Raw genomic sequence first — 22,858 nt, 5'->3', positions numbered from 1 at the left:
TTTCAAGGAATACGATGAACCGAAAACTCTCCCTAAGCAAAAGTACCGCTCTGTCTCAATGGCCGTGACGGGTTACACTATGCTGTATCCTAGCCCGTTTGCGTGGTTGTAACCATCCTTCCAACCGTCATCGGCAATCCACATTTCGGTAAACTATACGCGGTGAACATAAATCACGCTTACGAAGAACGCGAAGCAATCGTCGAACAGATCAGTGTTCAGCTGGATATTGGGTGTGTGGTGGAGCAAGCGAGACGCTGAGTTAGGTCACTATAAGTTTTTGATGATACGGCCAACTTTCAACACTGATATTACCATACCGCTCAATGAAGTCCCGTTTTACTGCAAACCGTTCAAATTCGACATCGATTTGTGAACCGTCGAGTGCATAAACTTTCATGCTACGGTCGCATTGCATCGCCATTTTACCCTCTGTCGTTATGATATAAAATGCCCGACCATCGTAAGAGCATGGCGGTTCAAAGTCTGCCACCAGCTGGAAAAACTCAGCAAACATATCTTGCAAGTGCACGTTCAACTGTTCGGACTTTGATTTCTCGTAGATCCGCAAACCCCTAACTACCTGTGCAAGGTCATTATTATATGGGGCAAATTCAAACACGTCTTCTGTCGTCAATTGATAACCAATTCGAGCAAAAAATATAGACATAGCTTTATCAAGCTGCGTTGTTTTTGCTCTTGTTGCGAAGCCTACCGCAAAGGCAAATTGCTCGGTTCGTTTTTTAAATTCCATGCTCAATCCTTTAAGGTACAGGATACGCGGTGATGAGATTACCTGCGCTATCGGTTTGAACTCGGAGTACTGAAGTTGCTCCTCCTCCATTCGATTGACGCACGGTTCCAATAGCCTGCCCCACATTCACCGTTCTCACATATGTTGGCGTCCCATTGATCATCTGAAAATCTGTTACTGGAGCTGATACCACCCGATCTGACTGCAAAATTCCGCGAATTTGTGATTGGGACAACGTGAACTGACTTTGAGCATTGTCGCCACCGAAATGATCATTCACAACATGATCCCAGCCAGCATTTGCTGGGTTCCCGCTATTTCGTGTGGGTGTGAAACGCATAGGACCGTTTGCTAGATTAATCCTGCTTTGAACACGGCCAGGTACATCGAGTACGCTATTTGGTGCCCGCGTTGGGGGTAAATCCAGTACATTTTCGCGCCGCACCACATTGCCAAGCTGTGTTATCCCGCTGCTTGGATTGTAAACGCGGGCATTTGCGAAACCCGACCCTATCGTTGCCCCAGCCATTTGAACATCTGCAGCAGCGATCAGGTTTATCCGTCTTTTTGTGAAATCGTCAGGCTGAAACAGGATGTCCCGAGCCAGATCAGATTCGAGCAGCCCGGCATCAACATCCGTGAAGTCAAATTCATCTGTGATATCGGCGTATCCAGAGAACGCGAGCAGGGTATCCTTCCGGCCAACTCTATAGAGTAGATTTTCGTCATATTGATCTGTGCTTTGCGATATCTCAGCCAGTTGCGCTGCAAACAACGTAAGCTGGCGGCGCAGTGCACTGCACCCGGCGGAATAATCCCCGGCACAGGCGGCCAAATTCTGCTGCCGTTCAAGATCAAGAGCGTCAAGTTCTTCTGCCCGCACGCATCCGTCAAATACGCCATTACATGCAGCAAGCGCGTTTTGCATTTCGACCAGCTCTGTGTGGCTGAGAAAGTTATTCACCGCCCCAGACCGCGCGATACTCGCGCCATTCGACACATTCGCAGTGGTCCCGCCGGAGGTCAAATACCCGACGCCCGCCCCCAGCAGGTTGGCCTGTGCTGCGATATCAGCCTTCCAGGCACCATGCGCCGCCAGATAGGCGTCGTCGGATGAGAAGGCGCCCCGCTTGGGCTCACCGTCCTGCAGACCAGCAAAGACCGACTGGGCGATGGCGCTGGCCGCGCCAGAGCCGCAGCTGCCGCCTAAAGCCTCACCCGCCGCACAGCCAACCAACCCGTGCAGGGCCGCGTGTTCAAAGCTGCCCTCGCCAAGTTCCAGATCACCAACCCCTTTTTGCAGGTCGGCCATCGTCAGGTTAATGGCAGAGCTTTTCATGTTGGCGGCGAAGACGTCCCAGAACTCTGATCCTTTCAGGTCGTCATTTGTCGCTACGGTCAACCCGGCGGTCAGGCTGGCGTCGATGCCATGTTCGACCAGATTGGCGATGGTTAGCTTTTCCCCGAAGCCTGCAAGCTGGAATGGAGAGGTATTGGCCCAGCCGATCCCCTCAAAACTTGCGTTGAAGGTACTGGCATCAATGCCAGCGGTGAGCCCTGCTGTTGTGGCTGAGAAGGCGGCTTGTTCGAGGATCTCCTTCATGTCGATCTCGCCCGCGACCATCCCGTCGAGGGTTTCCACGGCGACGGTTGTGACCGCAGCCTGAACCGCAGCATTTAGCGCGGCGAAATCAGCCCCGAGCGAGAGCCCCCCGGTCGCGACAGAGAGCGCGATTTGCAGCTTGATTTTGAATGCAGGGCTGAGCGCCTGTTTGCGGTCATAGAAGTGGTAGCTGACCAGTTCGATGGGTTCGTTGATCGTGCTGTCACGCGCTAATACGCCTTCGAGATAGGCATATTCCGCCCCATCCGCGCCGGAGGGCAGGGCGACTTGCTGCACGAGGAATTCCCCGTCTTCGGACCATTCCCCACCTTCGCGCCAATGGCTGTTTTCTTCCTCTTGATCATCAAGATCGCGCAGGTATTTCCGGTCATCGTTGCCCTGATCTTTCGCGGGCGAGTCGATCCCCAGATAGGCATTAGCGAGCATGGACCGACCATTTTCAGCCTCGGTTGTCCATGTGGCGGGATGTGCGCTGTCAAAGAGCGGGTCCCGGATGCCCGCCAGTACGATTTGCGAGTTCGGGTCGAGGTTCACGCCACCCGCCGCCGCGATGCGGTTGAAGGTGACGCTTTCCGAGATATCCTCCACCGTCGTATCCGTCATGATGACGCCATTGTCCCGGTGGGTCTGCGTGAACTGGTAGTCCTGATTGACCGCCGCCAGCAGGTAGGTTGTCCCGCTGACGGTCGTTACAAATTCGCCACCCGCGTTGAAGTCCACCGCTGTCAGCGTCAGATCACCACCGGAATTGAGTGTGATATCACCAGCGGTATCGGCAAAGACGCCCCGCGCGATGGAGTGCGCATTTTTGCTGGTGGAGGAGTTGCTGATCAGCCCGAAGAGCGTGGAGCTCGACTTGGTTTTTGTCTCGGCGAACAAATCGAAGGGGGCTCCGAAGACTGAACTGCCGTTAACTGACACCATGGACAACTGCCCGGGCGCCAGATCGCTGTTCGCGACACCAGGAATCGTAAAGCTGCTGCCTTCGACATAGATGTTGTTATCCGCCACCCCTGTGATGGACGCCCCTTCGATGGTTGTGACCTGATGGGTCAGGCGACTGGTCATTCGGGTGCGCGTTTTGGTGCGCAAGAGGTTGCGGCTTTTGCGCCGGTAATCGCGGAAGTAGAAATCGGCCACAGCATTGAGCAGCAGATCGCCGTCCTGGGCGATCATGCCGACATTGCCGCCAGCTGTGAGGTTCGCGCCTTCCAGCACGATGTCATTCTGCCCCGCCGCATTGCCGGATGACAACAGCAGGATATCGCCGCCAGCGGTCAGGCTGGTGGTCAGGTGGTCGACCCGTTCAACGTAATTCCTGTTGGATCCGCGCCGGTCCCCCTTGGCAGAGGCAAGGCGCAGTGCACCCAGCGTGATGTCGCCGCCCGCAAGAAGCGTGATGTTGTCGCCGGCCTCAATCCGTGCACCCGTCGCCGTGATGGCGTCACGGGCCGTTAGGACAATCGTGCTGCCAGCAATAAGAGAGGCCGCCGGCACTGCGATATCTTCGCGGTCGGTATCACCACTGCGCCGGAAGAACGGTACACCCCGTTTTGTCACTAGCGTCTGCGCGCCTGTCACGATCTCGATATTATTGCCGACAACAGCGATGTTTTCCGCAGAGATGGCCCCGCCCGTCGATCGGAACGTGTCACTGACGGCGATGCTGAGATTGTTCGTCGCCCGAATATTCCCGGAATTGTCGAAATTACGCGTGCGCACATCGACATTGCGCCCGGTGATCATCGCCCCGCTGAGTCCGGCAAAGCGAATTTCGGGGTTCGCCAGATAGACCTTGGGGGCCAGCACCCGCTCCCCGTCGATCACCGTTTCTTCCAGCCAGATGATGTCGCTAGTCAGCGCACCGATCTGGTCAGGCGTCAGGGCGACACCAGGTGTCAGATCGAGGTTTTCCAGCGCATCAATGGCGTTGTTGTACATCGCCTCAATCTGGGCGCGTTCGTCCAATCCGGTGGTCAGGATCAGCTGCCCCAGCAGTTCCTGCAGCTGCTTGCGGATCAGCAACGCTTCGGCATAGGCATCGCCGAACCTGCGCAGTTCAGGGTCGTATTCAATGGCCTGCAGAAAGTAATCCGACGACACGAACTGATCGAGATCGACAAACTCCGCCCGTGTCTCAACCAGAAATTCCGCGTCAGGGTCACGGTTGACAACAACGAGATCAGGATTGCCGATAGAGTCGATATTGATGGTGCCAAGATCGGTATTTGACGGTCCTGCACGGTTATTGGTGATCGCGGTCTGCGCCCCGTTCTGGATGTAGCCGGTGATCTCGGTCAGATCGAGGTTGCCACCGGCCTCGATCACGCCAAAGTCGGCGCCGATGAATTCGGCCACACCGCCGTTGTTGCGATAGTAGTTCTGGCCGATGTTGGTCAGCGTATCCGCAACAATGGTGATGTTACCAAAGGCCGAAATGCTGCTGAAGGCATTGGTCGCGTCATCTGCACTGATCGTGATGTTCCCAGCCGAGATGATCCGTGATGGATCATGCGCATAGATGATCTGCCCGGTTTCGCGGATTTCCTCATAGCAGGTCGCACGCTTGCAATCTGCATCTTCCGGGTCACCATCGGTGGCCACCCCATCGGCAAGCAATGGCGCATCGCGAAGGTTACCGAAACTGACGGCGGCGATGTTTATATTGCCGCTGATCGTCTCGACGATACCGCCGAACTGGTTCGTAAATGCGGCGGCCATGGCACTACTGTCGCCACGGATCGACACACCGTTGTTCGAGATGATTGTACCGCCGTTGTTGCTGATCGCCGCATCACTGCGCAGGGTCAGGCCGGTGTCGCCGAACATCAGCCCTTCGTTTGTCAGATCAAGGCTGGTCGTGACTAATAGCCCCCCGGCGGTCGATGCCAGTGTGCCCATGTTCATCAGGTTATCGGTGTCCACGGAAAGCGTCTCAACAGAGACCACATCCGCGTCACGTCCGATTTTAAACGCCCGCTCAATATCCAGATCAAAACGGGTCGCGGTGAGTTCAGCACCGTCCCTAACGTCCAGGTCATTGCCGACGGTCAGTATCCCGGAGCTCTCTGCAATCAGCTTGGCGTTGGCTTCCAGCACCAAATCCTCGGCGCTGGTCACATTGATGTCTTGGCCTACCACATTGCCCTTGACCACCACGCTGTCTGTGCTGCGCACTGTCACGTTTTGGCTGGCACTGGTGTTGTTCATCACCAGTCGCCCATCAGCGGTGATCGTCATGCCACCCGCGTTTGCGGCCATGTTTTGCGGTGCGCGCACCCCAACGCCATCTTCCGTTGAAGTAATGGTAATGGCGTTGGCAAACATGCCCCCCAAAGCGGTGGAGTCGATGGCCAGTGTCGGCTTGGTCGCGCCGTCATCGGCTTTTTCGGTCACTTCACCTGTTGCATACAGGATGTCATTTCGGCCCGCGATCACACGAACCCGTTGGCCTGTAACAGCTCCTGCTACGGTAATCTGGCGCGAAATCAGATCAAAGGTCGTGGTATCCGAAGCGTCCAGCCCGCCCGCACCAATCGCAACCGCACCGCCATCTACAGAAAACCCGGTAAACCGTTCTCCTTCAAAGCTGGGCGTGCCTGTTGTCACAGTCAGCCGGTTGGTGTTGATAAACCCACAGCCATCGCAGGTAATCCCGTTAGGGTTGGCCACGATGACATCGGCCTGTTGGCCTGCAACTTCCAAATAGCCATTCAGGACAGACGGATTGGTTGAAGTCACCTCATTCAGAATGATCCCAGCAGCGCCACCCGCCAGATTGCCATTGCCCTGCACGATTCCGGCAAGGCCGGTCTCGGCTGTATTGGTATCAACGTTGTTGAGGATCGCGCCGCCCACACCCACGCCAAACTCTGTGTAGGTGTTATGCGACACACCATTGGCACCGGGCGTGTTGATCATCACCATCGGCGTGCCATTGGCGCTGTCGATCACCACAGGGCCATCACCATCGGCGACAATTGATTGTGCCAGAACCGGTTGGGAACTGATCAGAGCGATACAAAGCACGGAGACCGCATTGTTCAGATATGTCTTCATCTTGCGTGTCATGAAAAGAACCCTTGTTAAAATCGCACGGAAAGAGAAGCGATAAAAATGCCATCAGGTGGGGCTGCGTCATTGGGCATGCGCAGAACTTCTTGATAACCCACATCAGCCGAGACCGTACCGCCCATTGTGCGGACCCCTAGGGCAGAGCCAACCAATGGACGTGCACGGCTGCTGTCATCCACCTTCACCGCACCTGCATCCAGTGCCGCATAGGCTTGCAAGTTACCAAACAGTTTTGTCGCCCCGAACTTTGGCGTCCACGCAACGTCATTGCGCCAGACAGCACCGGTACCACCGGCAAACAGACCAGAATCCGTTGCATCATAATCCAGCGTCTTGGCACCACGCACCGATGACAGACCACCAACAGTCAGTTGATAAGCCCCATACAGCGTGTCCTCCGTGTATTGCCCGCGTAGTACGCCTGTGTAGCTCAGCGTCATTCCAGCAATCTGCCAAGGCCGGTAGAAACTCAGCTCAAAATCGCCCAGTTCAAACTGTGGATCAGGGCCTAGTAGGGGGTCAGCGGCCTCTTCCGCGTCAAACGCGGTCAAACCTTGCTCATAGCCGACACGGGCGGTCAGATTGCCACCCCACAGGCTACGCTCTTGTTCCAGGTCAATCCGCGCACTCGACAATATGCGGCTGGATGCATTGATCTTGATCTCTGCAATGCGGTTCACATTTTCCCGGTATGCGACGATTGCCGATAATGTTGTCTTACTGTCCTGATTGCGATGCATCACGCGCGAAAGACCGATTTCAGCGGTATGGGTCCAGCCATCTGTGCCAATTGCCGTGATCGGCCCCAGAGTATCCGTCTCATAGCTGGAATACCTGTAGTTACCCGTCAGTGCCCAGCGGCCATAGGGAAAGCGCACCGATCCGCCAATGTTCTCTGTCGCAGCACCACCGGTGTCAGAGGAGAACGGGTAGGTTTCAACACCACGGGTGTAACTCAGCGACCAGCTTTCGTTCAGGCCCAGCAGGTGATCATAGGTGAGATCAACCGTGCTGAGGAATTCACCACTGCCAGCCGTCCCTTGGTTGTTGGCACCGATACGCACTGTCCATGGGCGCTCCGCGATGGCGGTTACCTCCAATACGGATTGACCTTCCTCTTCGCCCGCACTGATTTCCATCGTGGCATTATAAGCAGGCATGCTGCGGATGATCTCTAAACCCTGTTCGATCTCGCGCAGGTTCGCTGATTTTCCTGCCAATCTGGGAAACACAATCGCCTCCCAAACCGGGCGGGTCTCGCCGTTAAAGCGCACCGCTGACAATTCACCCTCAACCACCGTCACATCCAGCGACCGGTCCGCAATGTTCTGCTCCGGCAAATACGCACGCGCAGTGATATATCCCTTATCAACATAAAGAAATGTAATCGCCTCAAGGGCGGCATTGATCCCTTCAATGTCCAGACATTGGCCACGATAGTCAGCAAGGGCCGCGTCAATAGCCGAGGCCGACAACAGAGTCACACCAGACACATCAATCGTGTCTATCGGAATACAATTTACCTGCGCATGCGCATGCCCGGCCCAAAGCGCCAAAATACTCGCGGATAAAACGCGTTTGAACGGATGCTGCATCATGGCAATCAGTTCTTGCCATCGCTGCTTTCTTCCAGAATGCGCGCCTCTGTCCATTCGCGCGCCAATGCCTGACCCTCTGTTACCTGATCCGCACTCAACTGCGCCTCGATCTCGTCCCGGAGCACACCTGCATCAGCCAAACCCCGCACAACCGCCAAATTGGCATAAGAATAAGCGGTTACCGGATCAGGCTCATCAGTGATCATCAGCAGCTTGGCATATTCATACATACCGCCCGCGTTGCCCAGGTCCGCCGATTTCTTCAAGTGGACTGCAGCCTGTTCAACATTCCCAGCCTCAAGGGATGTCTGACCCAGCACATTCATCGCCAAAATGTTCCCTTGGTCCGCCGCCCGCTGCCAATAAGACAACGCCAGCGCATCATCTGCATCCACACCACGCCCGGCACGATAGGCGAGACCGCAGTTCAACTGACCATCCGCATCGCCCGCATCCGCGGCTGCACATAGCAACCGCGTTCCCTCAATGTAATCGCGCAGAAGCACCCGGCCTTCATGGTACATCAGGCCCAGACGAACCTGCGCCTTGCGCGATCCACCATCTGCCGCAGCAGAATACAGGTTCGCGGCGCGCATCTCGTCTTGCTCTGCGCCCAGACCAAGCTCAAACAAACGACCCAGATAGAACGCGCCCTCGCTATCACCTGCCTCATAGGCCGCAGCAAATTGCGTCGCCGCAGCGGACACATCCCCAGCGTTCAAAAGTTCAACGCCCTCGGCCACATCCGCAGAGGCAGAAATTGCCCAGAAAGACGTAACAAAACATAAAGATAATGTGGAAATGAAGCGCATAGAGAGACCAATCAGATGTAAGTGGCAGAGAATTATCAATGCCGGGGTAGATCAACCCAAAAAAGAATCGTCAATAAAAAATTAACCAATTTATGCTTTGCGCACCGTAACACCCGCGGAAAGCATCGCCAGCGATTTTGACAGCTTCGATGCGCAGTCTGGCTGGCTCAGCGCCGGGATCAAGGCAGAGGCCAGCTATCAGTTCAACGATGACTGGGGCGTGACCGGCACGCTGCGCTATGACCAACTGCTTGGCGACACAGCCGAGAGCCCCATTACCCAGTCAGAGGATCAGGTGAGCGCGAGTTTTGTCGTTACGCGGAAAGTGACCATTTGATTTTAAGGGCTGGGTACAACGTCAGGATTTAGACCGAATTGGCTGGTGCTGCACAGTCTACGAATGTCCTCTTCATTGATCTTGAAACATCAGCGTGGCAAAATCAGATATCTCGTCTTGCGACAATCGGTTGTTCGCGGGAAACGGGAGCATAAGCCGTCCAATCGCTGCCCAATACAGCAGTTTAGCTCGCACTGCTGCAGCTGATTTGGACACGCCACCATCAATCAGAAGCGTTTCGGCGACCTTGATACGTTCTTGATCAACCCGGTGGACAGCCTCGGCGACAGATGCCTGTACGGTTGACCACGACCTGACAGCACGCTCCAATTCTTCACCAGAATTAAGTACCTTTTGTAACAATTCATCTAGTGCTTTGTGGCAGTCATTGGCGGTTTGCGCCGTTTGAATGATTTGGCCGCTTGATCGGTCGGACCAATGGGAAATGACGGCAGCATGAAAGTTCTCGAGGCTTTCGAAGTGATGGTAAAAGCTGCCCCGGGTTACATTGAGCTTCTTGGCTAAAGGTTGCGCTTTCAAGGCAACGTAGCCGTAATCTTTCAACTCCGCCAAAGCGAGCTCGAGCCAGTCATCAGATGTCAGTGAGGCCGTTTCCATACACTAGACATACACCTATGTATGTCGTATGCAACATACATAGGTGTATGCGACTTCGAACCTAAACTTAGAGGCAAAATGAAACGGGCTTTTACAAATATTTTAAGCAATGACGTCGAAGAGACGGCAGGATTTTATCAAGAGCTTCTTGGAATGAAACGTGCAGGAGATTTTGGTTGGTTTATCGTCCTGTCGCACGACGAAATGCCCGAGTTTGAGCTGGGTATCTTAAATAAATATCATGACACTATCCCTCGTGGTCTATCATCCGATCCAGCTGGTTGCATATTTACGTTTGTAGTCAGCGATCTTGAAGAAGTGAATGCTCGGGCGATTTCGATGCAAACCGAAATTCTCCAAGAACCGACAGATTTGCCTTATGGTCAAAGGCGCCTGATGTTCCGGGATCCAAGTGGCTCAATAGTAGATGTCAGTTCGCCAATTTGCTAGAGGCACCGAACCGGTCGTTGGCGTAATCGCAGCGAATTTGCGCTTTGCCCGCAAACCAAACCTTCAATATCTCTTAAACGAGCCGCGATGTCTCTACCGCTGCCCGCACGAAATCCGCGAATAGCGGGTGGGGGGCGAAGGGTTTTGACTTTAGCTCGGGGTGGAACTGGACGCCGATAAACCATGGATGATCTTTCCATTCCACGATTTCGGGCAGTTTGCCGTCGGGCGACATACCTGAAAAGCACAGGCCCGCTTTTTCCAGAGTCTCGCGGTATTTCGTATCGACCTCATAGCGGTGGCGGTGCCGCTCTTCGATGGTTGTCGCATCATAGACCTCGGCCACTTTCGATCCTTCGGTCAGCGACGCGGTATAGGCCCCCAGTCGCATGGTGCCGCCCTTGTCGTCATCGGCGGTGCGAGCGACTGTGTGGTTGCCCTGCACCCATTCCTTCAGGTGATAGACGACAGGTTCGAACCGGCGCTTGCCTGCTTCGTGGTCGAATTCTTCTGACCCGGCCTTGGCCATGCCGGCCACATTACGGGCGGCCTCGATCACTGCCATCTGCATCCCAAGACAGATCCCCAGATAGGGAATCTTCTTTTCGCGCGCGAATTGCGCCGCTTTGATTTTGCCCTCTGTCCCACGCTCGCCAAAGCCGCCGGGGACAAGGATCGCATGGAAGCCTTCCAGATGCGGGGTCGCATCGCCGTGATCGAACAGTTCCGAATCGACCCATTCCACGCGCACTTTGACGCGGTTGGCCATGCCGCCATGGGTCAGCGCTTCGGCGATGGATTTATAGGCGTCTTCCAACTGTGTATATTTGCCGACAATGGCGACTTTCACTTCGCCTTCTGGATTGTGGATGCGGTCATAAACATCGTTCCAGACATCCAGCTTGGGGGCGGGGGCAGGGGAGATGTCGAATGCATCCAGCACGGCCTGATCCAAGCCCTGTTCATGATAGGCGAGCGGCGCTTCATAGATGGATTTCAGATCATAGGCCGCAACTACGCATTGTTTGCGGACATTACAGAACAGGGCGATCTTTTCGCGTTCTTTTTCGGGGATTGGCTGTTCAGAGCGGCAGACAAGAATATCGGGCGCGATGCCGATGGATTGCAGTTCCTTGACAGAGTGCTGGGTGGGCTTTGTTTTCAGCTCACCACTGGCGGCCAGATAGGGCAGCAGGGTGAGATGCATAAAGATACACTGACCGCGCGGCTTGTCATGGGCGAATTGGCGGATCGCTTCAAAGAATGGCAGGCCCTCAATATCGCCCACGGTCCCGCCGATTTCGCAGAGCATGAAATCGACCTCATCCTCGCCGATTTTCAGGAAATCCTTGATCTCGTTGGTGACATGCGGAACCACTTGGATCGTTTTGCCCAGATAATCGCCCCGGCGTTCCTTTTCCAACACGTTGGAATAGATGCGGCCGGATGAGACGGAATCGGTTCTGCGGGCGGGCACACCGGTGAAACGCTCGTAATGGCCAAGGTCCAGATCCGTCTCGGCCCCGTCATCGGTGACAAAAACCTCGCCATGTTCAAACGGAGACATCGTGCCTGGATCGACGTTCAGGTAGGGGTCAAGCTTGCGCAGACGCACAGAAAATCCGCGGGCCTGAAGCAGGGACCCCAGCGCCGCTGATGCCAGACCTTTGCCAAGTGAAGAGACCACACCGCCGGTGATAAAGATGAAACGCGCCATTGGCTTGGGGACTCCCGTGAAGCACTGCAAAAAATGATTGGGACGCGAATGAAAATTCGCATCATCACGGGATTTAAGCGTTACCGGATTCGGACCGTTTAGGCAACCGCTGACCCAAGATCATGTTGCCCAAAGTCGTTTTTGGGCAACTTCTAGTGATTAGTCGCCAGATGGCACCAGCGGTGCATCATCATCGGCGGATGGTGGCAGCAGGCTGTCACCCAGATCAGGCAGGGCCGCGCCGCCGTCATCGGTCGGAACCTCGCCCAAGCGGTCAACGACCGAGGAACCCGCCGTATTATTCGCCGCAATCAAGGTCAACGCGATCGACGTGCAGATGAATGCAATCGCCAGCATCCAGGTGAATTTGCTCATCGCCGTGGGGGCAGGCCGTCCGCCTGTTGCACCACCGCCGCCACCGCCGCCCATGCCAAGCCCGCCACCTTCGGACCGTTGCAACAGCACGGTACCAATCAGGCTCAGCGCCAGGATCAGGTGAACAATCAGGATGACGTTTTCCATAAGGGGCCTTTCGGGGCGTTCGCGGACAGGCGGTATCTAAAAGCTGCGGCCTTGTCCCGCAACCCCTGAAACGCGGCTACTCGTCCACATCGTCCATATCCGCCTGACCTGTCAGCTTGCGGCGGACAATGGACCAGCTTAGCCCGACGGCCAAAACGAGCGAGAGCGCGACAAGCGCGATCCATGTATTCACAGTCGGGTCGTCAAGGTTGATCATACCCTGATCATACAGGACCCAGATCAACGTACCCACCACCGCCAAGATCAGAATCATCCCGAAAATGCCAATCGACCGCAGCGTCGCGCGCATATAGATGATATAGCCCACCAGCAGGATCAGCCCGAACAGCACGGTCACGGACAGGTTGGTTTCGTAGTTTTCCATGCTCCAGCGGACAAAGTTCCACTGGGTGGGATTATAAGTCGCCACGAGCAGAATGAACGCGAAAGCCCAGCGAATAACAAAACCCATGATCTGCCTCTTTTTTGATCCGCACAGACCATGGCAACGCGTTTCGCGCCTGTCCAGTCTTCGCAGACCCAATTTTCCAGTTCCCCCGCCTGTGTTGCACCGATATAGGGGCAACGGAAATCGGAAAGGGCTGAGTTCATGGCAAATGTGGTGGTCGTCGGCGCCCAATGGGGTGATGAAGGCAAAGGCAAGATCGTAGACTGGCTGTCGGAGCGGGCCGATGTGGTGGCGCGCTTTCAGGGCGGCCATAATGCCGGCCACACATTGGTGATCGACGGAGAGGTCTATAAACTGCATGCGCTGCCGTCTGGCGTTGTCCGCGGCGGCAAGCTGTCAGTCATTGGCAACGGGGTCGTGCTGGACCCGTGGCATCTGGTCAAGGAAATCGCCACGATCCGCGCGCAGGGGGTATCAATCACACCAGACACGTTGATGATTGCGGAAAACACACCGCTGATCCTGCCCTTCCACGGCGAGCTTGACCGTGCCCGCGAAAGCCAGAACTCTGTTGCCAAGATCGGCACCACCGGGCGGGGCATTGGTCCGGCTTATGAAGACAAGGTGGGCCGCCGCGTGATCCGCGTTGCCGATCTGGCCGATGATGCCACGCTGGAACTGCGCGTTGACCGGGCGCTTATCCACCATGATGCGCTGCGGCGCGGGCTAGGGCTGGACCCGATTGATCGCGATGCGGTTCTAGCGCAATTGCGCGAGATCGCGCCAGAAATCCTGCAATACGCAGCACCCGTTTGGAAAGTGCTGGCCGAAAAGCGCAAGGCGGGCAAGCGTATCCTGTTCGAAGGGGCGCAGGGCGCACTTTTGGATATTGATTTCGGCACCTATCCTTATGTGACATCTTCGAACGTCATTGCGGGGCAGGCCGCCACTGGCGTGGGCATGGGCCCCGGCGCGATTGATTTCGTGCTTGGGATCGTCAAGGCCTACACCACGCGCGTTGGTGAAGGGCCATTCCCGACAGAGCTGGACGATGCCGACGGGCAGCGACTGGGCGAGCGCGGGCACGAGTTTGGCACCACCACAGGGCGCAAGCGGCGCTGCGGTTGGTTTGACGCTTGTCTGGTGCGCCAGACCTGCGCCACAAGCGGCGTATCCGGGATTTCGCTGACCAAGCTGGATGTGCTGGACGGGTTCGAGACACTGAAAATCTGCGTGGGTTACGAATTGGATGGCCAGACCCTCGACTATCTACCCACCGCCGCCGACCAACAGGCGAAATGCACGCCGATCTATGAAGAAATCGAAGGCTGGGCCGAATCCACCGAAGGCGCGCGCAGCTGGGCCGATCTTCCTGCGCAGGCGATCAAATACGTGCGCCGGATCGAGGAGCTGATCCAATGCCCGGTCGCACTGGTTTCGACCTCGCCAGAGCGTGAGGATACGATCCTTGTCACTGACCCGTTTGCCGATTGATGACCTATAAAGCCCGCAAACGTCTGGCGCTTTTCGTGCTCGTGATCGGGCTGCCGGTCTATATCATCGTGGCAGTGAGCATCATGAGCGGGATGCTTAACGGGGATATTCGACTGCCGTTTCTGGTCGAGCTGCTGATCTATATCGCGCTGGGCATTGGCTGGGCATTGCCGCTGAAATGGGTGTTCAAAGGGATCGGTCAACCCGATCCTGATGCTGATCAATAATCCGGCCCATTGCAGACATGAAAAAGGCGAGGGTGCGACCCTCGCCTTTAATCCTTAGATTGCTCTAATATTCAGCCGTTCGCAGCCTGATCGTCGGGACGGAACCGGGTGCTTTCGGATACCTGAAAACGACCACTGTTCAGTTTGACGATCCGGTTCTGGCGCAGCAGACGCCCGAAAGCGCGCAACCCATCCTCGCGCGTGATCTCTTGCGATGCGGCCTTCTGTGCTTTCTTCATCACCTGCGGCCGTGAGAAATCGGCCTCGCCATCGACAAAGGCGATATAGGCTGCCGCCGCTTCAAGCATGTCTTCCAAATCGGCGGCACCATGATGGCGGGCGAATTCGGCAAACCCGCTCTGATTGGCGTCGCTGCTTTCCTTGCGCGCCGCGATCTTGCGCAGACGGCTGCCGGGTTCATCCACGCTGTCATCATCTGCAACCCGCTGCGAGGCGACCAGTTTCAGTGGCCGTGACAATGGGCGGCTTGGGCGCTTTTCCTCGGTCGCGTCATAGGTGCCTAGATCATTGCGGAATTCTGCGCCCGGTTCGGCTTTGTCGTCGCCGCTGTCTCCCAGCTGCCGTGCGGCCTCGGTCGCGGCAACGGCCGCTTTGAGCTGGGCAAACGCATCGCGATGACGGCGGCCTTCGGGTTCGTTCAGCTTTTCATCCGCTTGGCTCAGGATGCGGCTCATCGCCGCATCATCGTTTTCGGGCAGATCAGCGCGTTTGGACCGATTCTTGCGGCGCATGATCAATTCGTCTACCTCAGCCGGGTTTTCGAGTAGCACCTCGTCGGTCGCGGCCAGCGGGTCTTCCGTCTCTTCATCCTCGAACGCGTCATCATCGTCTTCGAAGCCGTCGTCGCCGTCTGCCGCGGTCTCTTCCGCCAGCACCGGAGGTGTTTCATCCTCTTCGGCGCGTTCTTCCTCGAAAGCATCCTCGGCGTCGTCTTCCTTCGCGAAGTCGTCTTCCTCGGCCAATTCTTCGTCAAAGGTGTCGTCTTCAAGCGCCTCTTCTGGTGCGGCGATCTCGTCTTCTTCATCGTCGAGATAGGCGTCTTCCTCGGCCAGCATGTCGTCGCTGTTGTCCTCAGCGGCTGCATTGCGTTGCGCCAAATCGGCCAAGCGCTGCGCAAGAGAGCTTTCAACAACCGGCTTTGGCGTCTCTACAGACGGGCCCGTCATGTGGCCGCGGCTGACAACCGCGCGAATGCGTTGCAGCTTAGCCGCCACGCTGTCATCGTCACCATCGTCACCATCGTCACCATCGTCACCATCGTCCGCATCATCTTCTGCATCCAGGAAGGGCGTGTCATCTTCGTCGGCCTCTGCAATGTCGTCCAGATCGTCTTCGTCGCTCAGCGCGTCGTCATATCCATCTTCTTCGAGGTCGTCGTTATCATCATCGGAGAGGAGCGCCGCATCTTCCGCGTCATCATCTTCATCCTCGGCAAAGCTGTCAGTCTCTTCGGCAACTGTCAGATCGTCGTCGTCTTCCAGCGCATCAAGATCAGAGAAGTCATCATCAAGATCGTCCAGATCAGAGTGATCGTCTTCCAACTCATCATTGTTCAAGTCCGATGCATCATCCGCATTCAGATCAGATGTGTCATCGGTGGCAATCACGCGCGAGATAGAGTCGCGCAGGCGCAGGCTCGGACGCTCTTCAGCGGGCTCTTCACGGCGGACGCGCAGGCTGACACGGTTGCCTTCGCCTTCTGCCTGGACCGGTGCGCCGGCCTGCTCTGCTGCGAGGTCTTCGAGCGTTTCCATGTCGGGCGCTTGCGGGGCCATATCCATGAACCGATCATGGCCTGCCAGCTCATGAAAATAGGATACGATGTGTTTCATCGTTTCGACAGAATCGTCGAAACCTTCTAGCCGGCATGAGAAGGTGCCATAGGACACATCCAAAATCTTCTTCGTATCGACCATAAATTACACACTTTCTTCTACAGTTGACGGCAGCCATTGAGTGAACAGACATTGGTGTTAAACCAAGAACCAGATGACGCAACATTCGGGATCATTTTGTGACCGTTTTGCGGAATGTCTGTGAATCGAGGTGAAATCTGTGGCTCATGAATTAATGGTTTCGGGCGATAGGGTAGTCTGTCTTGTTGGCGGTTCAATGATCGAAAATGCTGATATTTCAGCGGTTTCCGAATTTGTTGACTGTTTTATTGGTGTTGATGGTGGGGCTGATCACCTTTTAGCGGCGGGTATTACACCGCGCATGGTGATTGGCGATCTTGATAGTCTTTCCTGCCATAGTCGTGCCACATTTGCGCATCTACTTTGCCATGTTTCCGAGCAGGAAACAACCGATTTTGAAAAGGCTTTGACCCGCGTTGCGGCGCCTATGATCATCGCGCTGGGCTTTACCGGTGGGCGGCTGGACCACACACTGGCCGTGCTGAATGTCATGGCCCGCCATCCAGAGCGTAGCATCGTTTTGGTCGATGAATACGACGCAAGCTTCCTTGCCCAAGTGGGTGAAACGCGGATTGCGCTGCCCGCAAAATCCCGTCTATCGCTCATGCCACTGTCAGATGTCCGGGTCACGGCGACGGGTCTGCGCTGGCCGCTGCATGATGCCCAAATGCATCCCACCGGGATGATCAGCTCATCCAATGAAATGGCTGCAGAACTGGCGGTCATTCGGACGGATCGCCCGCTTCTTGTTACGCTGCCGCGGGAACATCTGCCGTCCGCCTTGCAAGCCGCCGCTCGCGTAGAATGACGTAAAGCCCGGCGGCAATGGTGATACAAATCCCCAGTGCCGCAAGTCCGTTGGGTAGGTCACGGAAAATTATCCAGCCGATCAGCGTGCCGATGGGGATTTCCAGATATTGCATCGGCGCAAGGGTAGAGGCCGGGGCAAAACGCAGGCTCCACGTCATGAACAAATGCGCAAGCGTGCCATTGACGCCCATCAGCGCCATGAGCCCCCATGTGCGTAGGCTCATCCCGACCTCAATCTCCGTTCCGGGAAGCGGCAGCAACAAGACCACTGGCAACAGGATCAGCGTCGCCTGGATCCCACTGATCGCTTGCAGCCGGATCGGGTCCAGCCCGCGCGCCACCTTCCGGGTCACCATCATGAAAAGCGCAAAGACGACGGCAACACCCAGAGGGAGCAGGGCAGGTGCGCCGACTTCGACGAAATTGGGCTGTATCACCAGCAACGTGCCGATGAACCCCACCGCGCAGGCGGCCATGCGCTGAATGCCGACCTGCTCTCCCATCAGGAAATGACCCAAGAGCAGCATGATAAAGGGCATGACGAACGCGATGGCAATCGCATCGGCCAGCGGCAGGAAGCGCAACGCACTGAACATCAGCCCGATGCCAACAATATGCAGTAGCGTGCGCAGCAGCGTCCAACCCAGCAGCCCCGGTGGCAACCGCAGCCCGGCCCCCTTCCACAAAACCAGCGGAATCAGCATCGCGGCCTGAATGGCAAAGCGGACAAGGATTAGGACACCCAGCGCCACGGCCCCGCCCAGCATTTTGGCTACACTGTCCCCCAGTGGGGCCAGAACACAAAAGCCAAGCATAAGCATGACGCCGAGAAAGGGACGATCTGTTGACATATTGTGGAGCTTAGGGCGGCCATGCGGGAACGGAAAGATCAGTTCCGCTCTTTCGCGCAAAACTCTCTAACAGTTCGGTACATTCACCGCGAGGCCACCAAGCGCCGTTTCCTTATACTTCTCGCTCATATCCGCACCGGTCTGGCGCATCGTCTCTACGGCTACGTCGAGCGAGACGAGATGCTTGCCATCCCCGCGCAGTGCTAGTGATGCCGCAGAAACCGCCTTGATCGCACCCAGCCCGTTGCGTTCGATGCAGGGCACTTGCACCAGCCCCTTGACCGGATCGCAGGTCATGCCAAGGTGATGTTCCAGCGCAATTTCCGATGCGTTTTCAATCTGCTCTGGCGTGCCGCCCAAAACGGCAGCCAGCCCTGCCGCAGCCATGGCCGCAGCACTACCAACCTCTGCCTGACAGCCGCATTCCGCACCTGAGATCGAGGCGTTGAACTTGATCAACCCACCAATGGCCGAGGCCGTCAGCAGGAATTCCGGCACGCGAGAGGCGGCTGCACCCGGCACATGATCCAGCCAGTAGCGGATCGTCGCGGGCACCACACCGGCTGCGCCGTTGGTGGGGGCGGTGACAACCTGACCGCCCGCTGCGTTTTCTTCATTCACAGCCATCGCATAGGTGGACATATAATCGTTGATCGTATGCGGCGCGGTCAGATTCATGCCGCGCTCTGCCAGCAACGCATCATAAATCCCCTTGGCGCGGCGGCGCACATTCAGCCCACCGGGCAACGTGCCGTCCGTCGTCAGGCCCCGATCAATACAGGCATTCATCACATCCCAGATCCGGGCAAGGCCACTGTCCAGATCAGCACCCGGTATCCGCGAAAGCTCATTCGCGCGTTTCATGGCGGCGATGCTTTTGCCCGATTTCGCGGCCATCGTCAGCATTTCATCCGCCGATTTGAACGGGTAGGGGACCGGCGCCCCGTCATCTGTATGCTTGCCTGATTCCAGCTCTGCTGCCGTCAAAACAAAGCCACCGCCAACGGAATAATAGGTGACTTCGGTGATCACATCGCCCTGTGCATCGACACCGCGCATGATCATTCCGTTGGCATGGCCGGGCAGGGCGGGGCCGTAATCAAAGACCAGGTCGTCCTTGGGGTGAAAACGTAGCGTGTTCAGTCCTGCGGGTCTGACATTGTGTTCTTCGGCGATCCGAGCCAGCTCCGCTTCGGCCTTTTCAGCGTCGTAATCATCGGCGCGAAACCCGGCAAGGCCAAGGATCACCGCGCGATCCGTCGCGTGGCCCACGCCGGTAAAAGCAAGACTGCCATGCAACGACGCACGTAGCCCGGCCACTTGAAACGGTTGGGCGCGCAGGTGGTCCAGAAACCGGGCTGCGGCGACCATCGGCCCGATAGTATGCGAAGACGACGGGCCGACGCCAACCTTGAACATATCAAAGACAGATAAAAACATTTAAAGCGCGCTTCCTTCCGGCGGATTGCAGGGGGAGGGGGCGGAAAACGGCGTCAAGCCCAACCCCTCAGCCAGCGCGGCACGCTGGGCAGCAGGCCGCTGCTCTGCGCGCCCTGCGAAATCCATCAGGCGTGGCCAGCGGGCCAGATCAAACCATTCATGCCCGCCGCCATACAGCGTGCACCACCGTAAAAGCGGCCCGAGATAGCAACCATGGGCACTGGCAACGGGGCTATCCAGCCAATCGGCTGTCGTCGCCGCGCTTAACACATCCAGCTTTTGGATCAGCCGCGCCCGCGTCGGCGCGGACAGCTCGGAAACATCGCCATCGGTGAACTGATCAGGGTAGAATAGCATCCGCTGGGTCGTGTGCAGCGTGTTGGACAGCCAGAACATCCATTGCACTGCATGGGCGCGGTTGGGGTCCTCGGTGCCGGGCATCAGCGCCCCATGGGTATCGGCCAGCCACATCAGGATCGCGCCTGTCTCAAAGATCGGGCCTTGCGGGGTTTCCAGCACCGGGATCAGCCCGTTGGGGTTCAACGCCAGATAGGGGGCGGATCGCTGGGCCTTGGCAAGCCGATCCACCAGCGCGGTTTCATAGGGCAATCCCAGTTCCTCTAGCGCCAGTCGAACGCAGAGAGAGGCATTATCAGGGGCATAGTGCAGGCGCAAAGTGGTATTCATACGCCCGGTTATAACGCGCCCCGCCGCGCATCACGATCAGAAAGCGGCGCGACAGCTTCGGAAAACGCAAAACTGTCAGGGCGGATTAGCACTCGCACCTCTGGGCCATGCCCCCTATAAGAACGCAAATCCAAAGGGGGGAGCGCGATGACCGCACATATGTCCGCCGCCGATAAGGCAAAATATTTCGCCGCACGGCAGGCCGCCACCTATGTGAAATCCGGCATGAAGGTCGGACTCGGCACCGGGTCAACGGCGGAATGGCTGGTCAAATGCCTTGGCGAAATGGTGCGCGATGAGGGGCTGCAAATCCAAGGCGTGCCCACATCCGAACGCACAGGCGCACTGGCGCGACAAGTCGGGATAAAGGTTATCACGCTCGACGCGGCACAGCGGCTCGATATTACTATCGACGGCACGGACGAATATGATCCCGACCTTTGCCTGATCAAAGGCGGCGGTGGGGCTCATCTGCGCGAAAAGATCGTGGCCGCCGCCAGTGACCGAATGGTCGTGATCGCAGATGAGTCTAAGACGGTCGATACATTGGGGGCTTTCCCGCTTCCGGTAGAGGTGATCCCCTTTGGGATGCGCACGACAGAAGCCTTGATCGCCGCCGCACTGGTCGATCTTGATGTGGCTGCGCGTGATATCACCCTGCGCATGGCGGGCGACGCGCCCTATGTCAGCGACGAGGGCAATCACATCTTCGATCTGCACCTGAAACGCATCGGCGATGCGCGCAAACTGTCGCAGGCGCTTAACCAGATACCGGGCGTTGTTGAAAATGGGCTTTTCATTGATATTTGCAAGGTGATCGTTGTCGGGCACGATAATGGCCGGGTCACTGTCACCGACGGTACGGATGGCGGGGTGCAGGAATTGCAGCTGGAAATGCCGGATACAGACAGGCTGTTTGCAGATCTGGGCGTCTGACCCGATTGCGAACGCTGATAGAACAGAACAGGACGGAGCCCTTTAGATGAGTTTTGACTACGATCTTTTTGTTATCGGTGGCGGCTCTGGCGGTGTGCGGGCGGCACGGGTTGCTGCGGCCACAGGGGCCAAGGTCGCATTGGCCGAAGAATACCGTATGGGCGGCACCTGTGTGATCCGAGGCTGTGTGCCCAAGAAACTGATGGTTTTTGCCAGCAGCTATCGCGATATCTTTGAAGACGCGCAGGGTTATGGCTGGGACGTGTCGCATAACGGCTTCGACTGGGGCGCGTTCCGGGGCAAACTACATACGGAACTTGACCGGCTGGAAGCCGTCTATCGCAAACTGCTGGACGGGTCGGATGTGGAAATCTTCGATGCGCGCGCCACGCTGACCGATCCGCACACGGTGAAAGTCGGTGACAAGACGGTCACGGCGAAACACATTCTCGTGGCCACCGGCGGGCATCCGGTACGACCTGATATCCCCAATGCTGATTTGGGCATCGTGTCGAATGACATCTTCCTGATGGAGAAAATGCCGAAATCGGTCCTGATCATCGGCGGCGGTTACATCGCTTGCGAATTTGCCTGCATCCTGCATGGGCTCGGCGTCGAGGTGACGCAATATTATCGCGGCGCGCAAATCCTGCGCGGTTTCGATGATGAGGCACGCGGCCTGATCTCGGATTCGATGATCCAGCGCGGAATTGATCTGCATGTGGGCACGAATATCGTCGAACTCTGCCCGGCTGACGGGGACGAGGTGACAGCGGCCGTGCAGTCCGATGCGGCGATGGGCGCACCTGTCGCACATAGCAATGACATTGCAGACAATCCACAAAGCGACACCGCAAGCGCGGCCAAAGGGCCGATCCGGGTCAAATCCACCAATGGCACGGAAAAGGTCTTTGATCACGTGCTATTCGCCACCGGGCGGACACCCAACACTGACGGGCTTGGGTTAGATGATGCTGGCGTCACACTTGGGCGCCGCGGCGAGATTGAGGTCGACGCCTATTCACAAACCTCTACCCCTTCGGTCTATGCGATTGGCGATGTGACTGACCGGGTGCAGCTAACGCCCGTCGCAATCCGCGAAGCGATGGCGTTTGTCGAAACTGTCTTCAAAGGCAACCCGACGAAGCCTGATCATGAGCTGATCCCCTCTGCCGTTTTCACCCAACCTGAACTGGGCACAATCGGTCTGACCGAAGAACAGGCCCGTGATCAGGAACCGGTTGAGATTTACTGCACATCCTTTCGGCCAATGCAGCAGGCCTTTGTCGGAAAGTCCGAACGGGTGCTGATGAAGCTGATCGTCAGCAAGGAAACGCGCAAGGTGCTGGGCTGCCATATCGTCGCAGATCATGCGGGGGAAATGATTCAATTGGCAGGGATTGCGGTGAAAATGGGCGCAACCAAGGAAGATTTCGATCGAACGGTTGCAGTTCACCCTACAATGGCAGAGGAATTGGTGACCATGAAAGAGCCTGTGCGCACCGCTTGATTTTGCATATATCTATGCCACATGCTGTGGGACGGCCCTATAAACGGGTCC

The 22,858-nt window shown here is 56.7% G+C and carries 19 protein-coding genes; 7 read left to right on the top strand and 12 right to left on the bottom strand.

Annotation, left to right across the window (positions count from 1 at the left end):
* Nucleotides 1-262 precede the first annotated feature (262 nt).
* From ACJ5NV_RS18390 to ACJ5NV_RS18375, 4 genes are read right to left on the bottom strand one after another with little or no spacing between them, the layout of a single operon-like run.
* Nucleotides 263-754 (bottom strand): hypothetical protein, encoded by a 492-nt coding sequence (locus ACJ5NV_RS18390; protein ID WP_411646094.1) that lies wholly within the window; start codon nt 752-754, stop codon nt 263-265.
* A 10-nt stretch (nt 755-764) separates the two neighbouring features.
* Nucleotides 765-6,449 carry a two-partner secretion domain-containing protein gene (locus tag ACJ5NV_RS18385; RefSeq protein WP_411646093.1) on the bottom strand — a complete coding sequence of 1,895 codons (5,685 nt, stop codon included), beginning with the start codon at nt 6,447-6,449 and terminating at the stop codon, nt 765-767.
* Nucleotides 6,450-6,463: 14 nt separating this feature from the next.
* Nucleotides 6,464-8,050 (bottom strand): ShlB/FhaC/HecB family hemolysin secretion/activation protein, encoded by a 1,587-nt coding sequence (locus ACJ5NV_RS18380; RefSeq protein WP_411646091.1) that lies wholly within the window; start codon nt 8,048-8,050, stop codon nt 6,464-6,466.
* Nucleotides 8,051-8,055: 5 nt separating this feature from the next.
* Nucleotides 8,056-8,862, bottom strand: coding sequence for a tetratricopeptide repeat protein (locus tag ACJ5NV_RS18375; RefSeq protein WP_411646089.1), 807 nt, complete (start codon nt 8,860-8,862; stop codon nt 8,056-8,058).
* Nucleotides 8,863-8,959: 97 nt separating this feature from the next.
* Between ACJ5NV_RS18375 and ACJ5NV_RS18370 the strand changes: the two genes are divergently transcribed.
* A complete protein-coding gene (locus ACJ5NV_RS18370; protein ID WP_411646088.1) occupies nt 8,960-9,199 on the top strand; it encodes a MipA/OmpV family protein in 240 nt (79 codons plus the stop codon).
* A gap of 72 nt (nt 9,200-9,271) precedes the next feature.
* Here ACJ5NV_RS18370 and ACJ5NV_RS18365 read toward each other — a convergent pair whose 3' ends face one another.
* Nucleotides 9,272-9,817 carry a TetR/AcrR family transcriptional regulator gene (locus ACJ5NV_RS18365; protein ID WP_411646086.1) on the bottom strand — a complete coding sequence of 182 codons (546 nt, stop codon included), beginning with the start codon at nt 9,815-9,817 and terminating at the stop codon, nt 9,272-9,274.
* Nucleotides 9,818-9,895: 78 nt separating this feature from the next.
* On the opposite strand from ACJ5NV_RS18365, the gene ACJ5NV_RS18360 reads away from it, so the two are divergent.
* On the top strand, nt 9,896-10,267 hold the full coding sequence (locus ACJ5NV_RS18360; RefSeq protein ID WP_411646085.1) for a VOC family protein: 372 nt from the start codon (nt 9,896-9,898) through the stop codon (nt 10,265-10,267).
* A gap of 73 nt (nt 10,268-10,340) precedes the next feature.
* On the opposite strand, the gene ACJ5NV_RS18355 is transcribed toward ACJ5NV_RS18360, so the two are convergent.
* From ACJ5NV_RS18355 to ACJ5NV_RS18345, 3 genes are all read right to left on the bottom strand, one after another.
* Nucleotides 10,341-11,984 carry a CTP synthase gene (locus ACJ5NV_RS18355; protein WP_411646083.1) on the bottom strand — a complete coding sequence of 548 codons (1,644 nt, stop codon included), beginning with the start codon at nt 11,982-11,984 and terminating at the stop codon, nt 10,341-10,343.
* Nucleotides 11,985-12,143: 159 nt separating this feature from the next.
* Nucleotides 12,144-12,506: a preprotein translocase subunit SecG gene (secG, locus tag ACJ5NV_RS18350; RefSeq protein ID WP_411646081.1), complete on the bottom strand. Its 363-nt coding sequence runs from the start codon at nt 12,504-12,506 to the stop codon at nt 12,144-12,146.
* Nucleotides 12,507-12,582: 76 nt separating this feature from the next.
* Nucleotides 12,583-12,978: a DUF6524 family protein gene (locus ACJ5NV_RS18345; RefSeq protein ID WP_411646080.1), complete on the bottom strand. Its 396-nt coding sequence runs from the start codon at nt 12,976-12,978 to the stop codon at nt 12,583-12,585.
* 138 nt (nt 12,979-13,116) lie between these two features.
* On the opposite strand from ACJ5NV_RS18345, the gene ACJ5NV_RS18340 reads away from it, so the two are divergent.
* A complete protein-coding gene (locus ACJ5NV_RS18340) occupies nt 13,117-14,409 on the top strand; it encodes an adenylosuccinate synthase (RefSeq protein ID WP_411646078.1) in 1,293 nt (430 codons plus the stop codon).
* The gene (locus ACJ5NV_RS18335) at nt 14,409-14,636 is read left to right on the top strand and encodes a DUF2842 domain-containing protein (RefSeq protein WP_411646076.1); all 228 of its coding nucleotides are present in this window, start codon (nt 14,409-14,411) and stop codon (nt 14,634-14,636) included. The genes ACJ5NV_RS18340 and ACJ5NV_RS18335 overlap by 1 nt, the downstream gene beginning before the upstream one ends.
* A 71-nt stretch (nt 14,637-14,707) precedes the next feature.
* Here the strand turns inward: ACJ5NV_RS18335 and ACJ5NV_RS18330 are convergent, their stop codons facing one another.
* The gene (locus tag ACJ5NV_RS18330) at nt 14,708-16,573 is read right to left on the bottom strand and encodes a hypothetical protein (RefSeq protein WP_411646074.1); all 1,866 of its coding nucleotides are present in this window, start codon (nt 16,571-16,573) and stop codon (nt 14,708-14,710) included.
* 196 nt (nt 16,574-16,769) lie between these two features.
* Between ACJ5NV_RS18330 and ACJ5NV_RS18325 the strand changes: the two genes are divergently transcribed.
* Complete coding sequence (locus ACJ5NV_RS18325) at nt 16,770-17,381, top strand: thiamine diphosphokinase (protein WP_411646072.1); 612 nt, start codon at nt 16,770-16,772, stop codon at nt 17,379-17,381.
* Here the strand turns inward: ACJ5NV_RS18325 and ACJ5NV_RS18320 are convergent.
* The 3 genes from ACJ5NV_RS18320 to ACJ5NV_RS18310 form a co-directional block, all read right to left on the bottom strand.
* Nucleotides 17,323-18,234 (bottom strand): DMT family transporter, encoded by a 912-nt coding sequence (locus tag ACJ5NV_RS18320; protein ID WP_411646071.1) that lies wholly within the window; start codon nt 18,232-18,234, stop codon nt 17,323-17,325. The two genes, ACJ5NV_RS18325 and ACJ5NV_RS18320, sit on opposite strands and share 59 nt — an antisense overlap.
* Before the next feature lie 66 nt (nt 18,235-18,300).
* The gene (locus ACJ5NV_RS18315) at nt 18,301-19,674 is read right to left on the bottom strand and encodes an L-serine ammonia-lyase (protein WP_411646069.1); all 1,374 of its coding nucleotides are present in this window, start codon (nt 19,672-19,674) and stop codon (nt 18,301-18,303) included.
* Nucleotides 19,675-20,361, bottom strand: a complete 687-nt coding sequence (locus ACJ5NV_RS18310) for a glutathione S-transferase family protein (protein WP_411646067.1) — start codon at nt 20,359-20,361, stop codon at nt 19,675-19,677.
* A gap of 147 nt (nt 20,362-20,508) precedes the next feature.
* On the opposite strand from ACJ5NV_RS18310, the gene rpiA reads away from it, so the two are divergent.
* Together rpiA and ACJ5NV_RS18300 are read left to right on the top strand one after the other, a co-directional pair.
* A complete protein-coding gene (rpiA, locus tag ACJ5NV_RS18305) occupies nt 20,509-21,297 on the top strand; it encodes a ribose-5-phosphate isomerase RpiA (RefSeq protein ID WP_411646065.1) in 789 nt (262 codons plus the stop codon).
* Between the two features lie 46 nt (nt 21,298-21,343).
* Nucleotides 21,344-22,807, top strand: coding sequence for an FAD-dependent oxidoreductase (locus ACJ5NV_RS18300; RefSeq protein ID WP_411646063.1), 1,464 nt, complete (start codon nt 21,344-21,346; stop codon nt 22,805-22,807).
* Nucleotides 22,808-22,858 lie beyond the last annotated feature (51 nt).

The organism is Loktanella agnita (assembly GCF_046640325.1).
Taxonomy (GTDB): Bacteria; Pseudomonadota; Alphaproteobacteria; order Rhodobacterales; family Rhodobacteraceae; genus Yoonia; species Yoonia agnita.
This window is presented reverse-complemented; position numbering and strand designations above follow the sequence as displayed.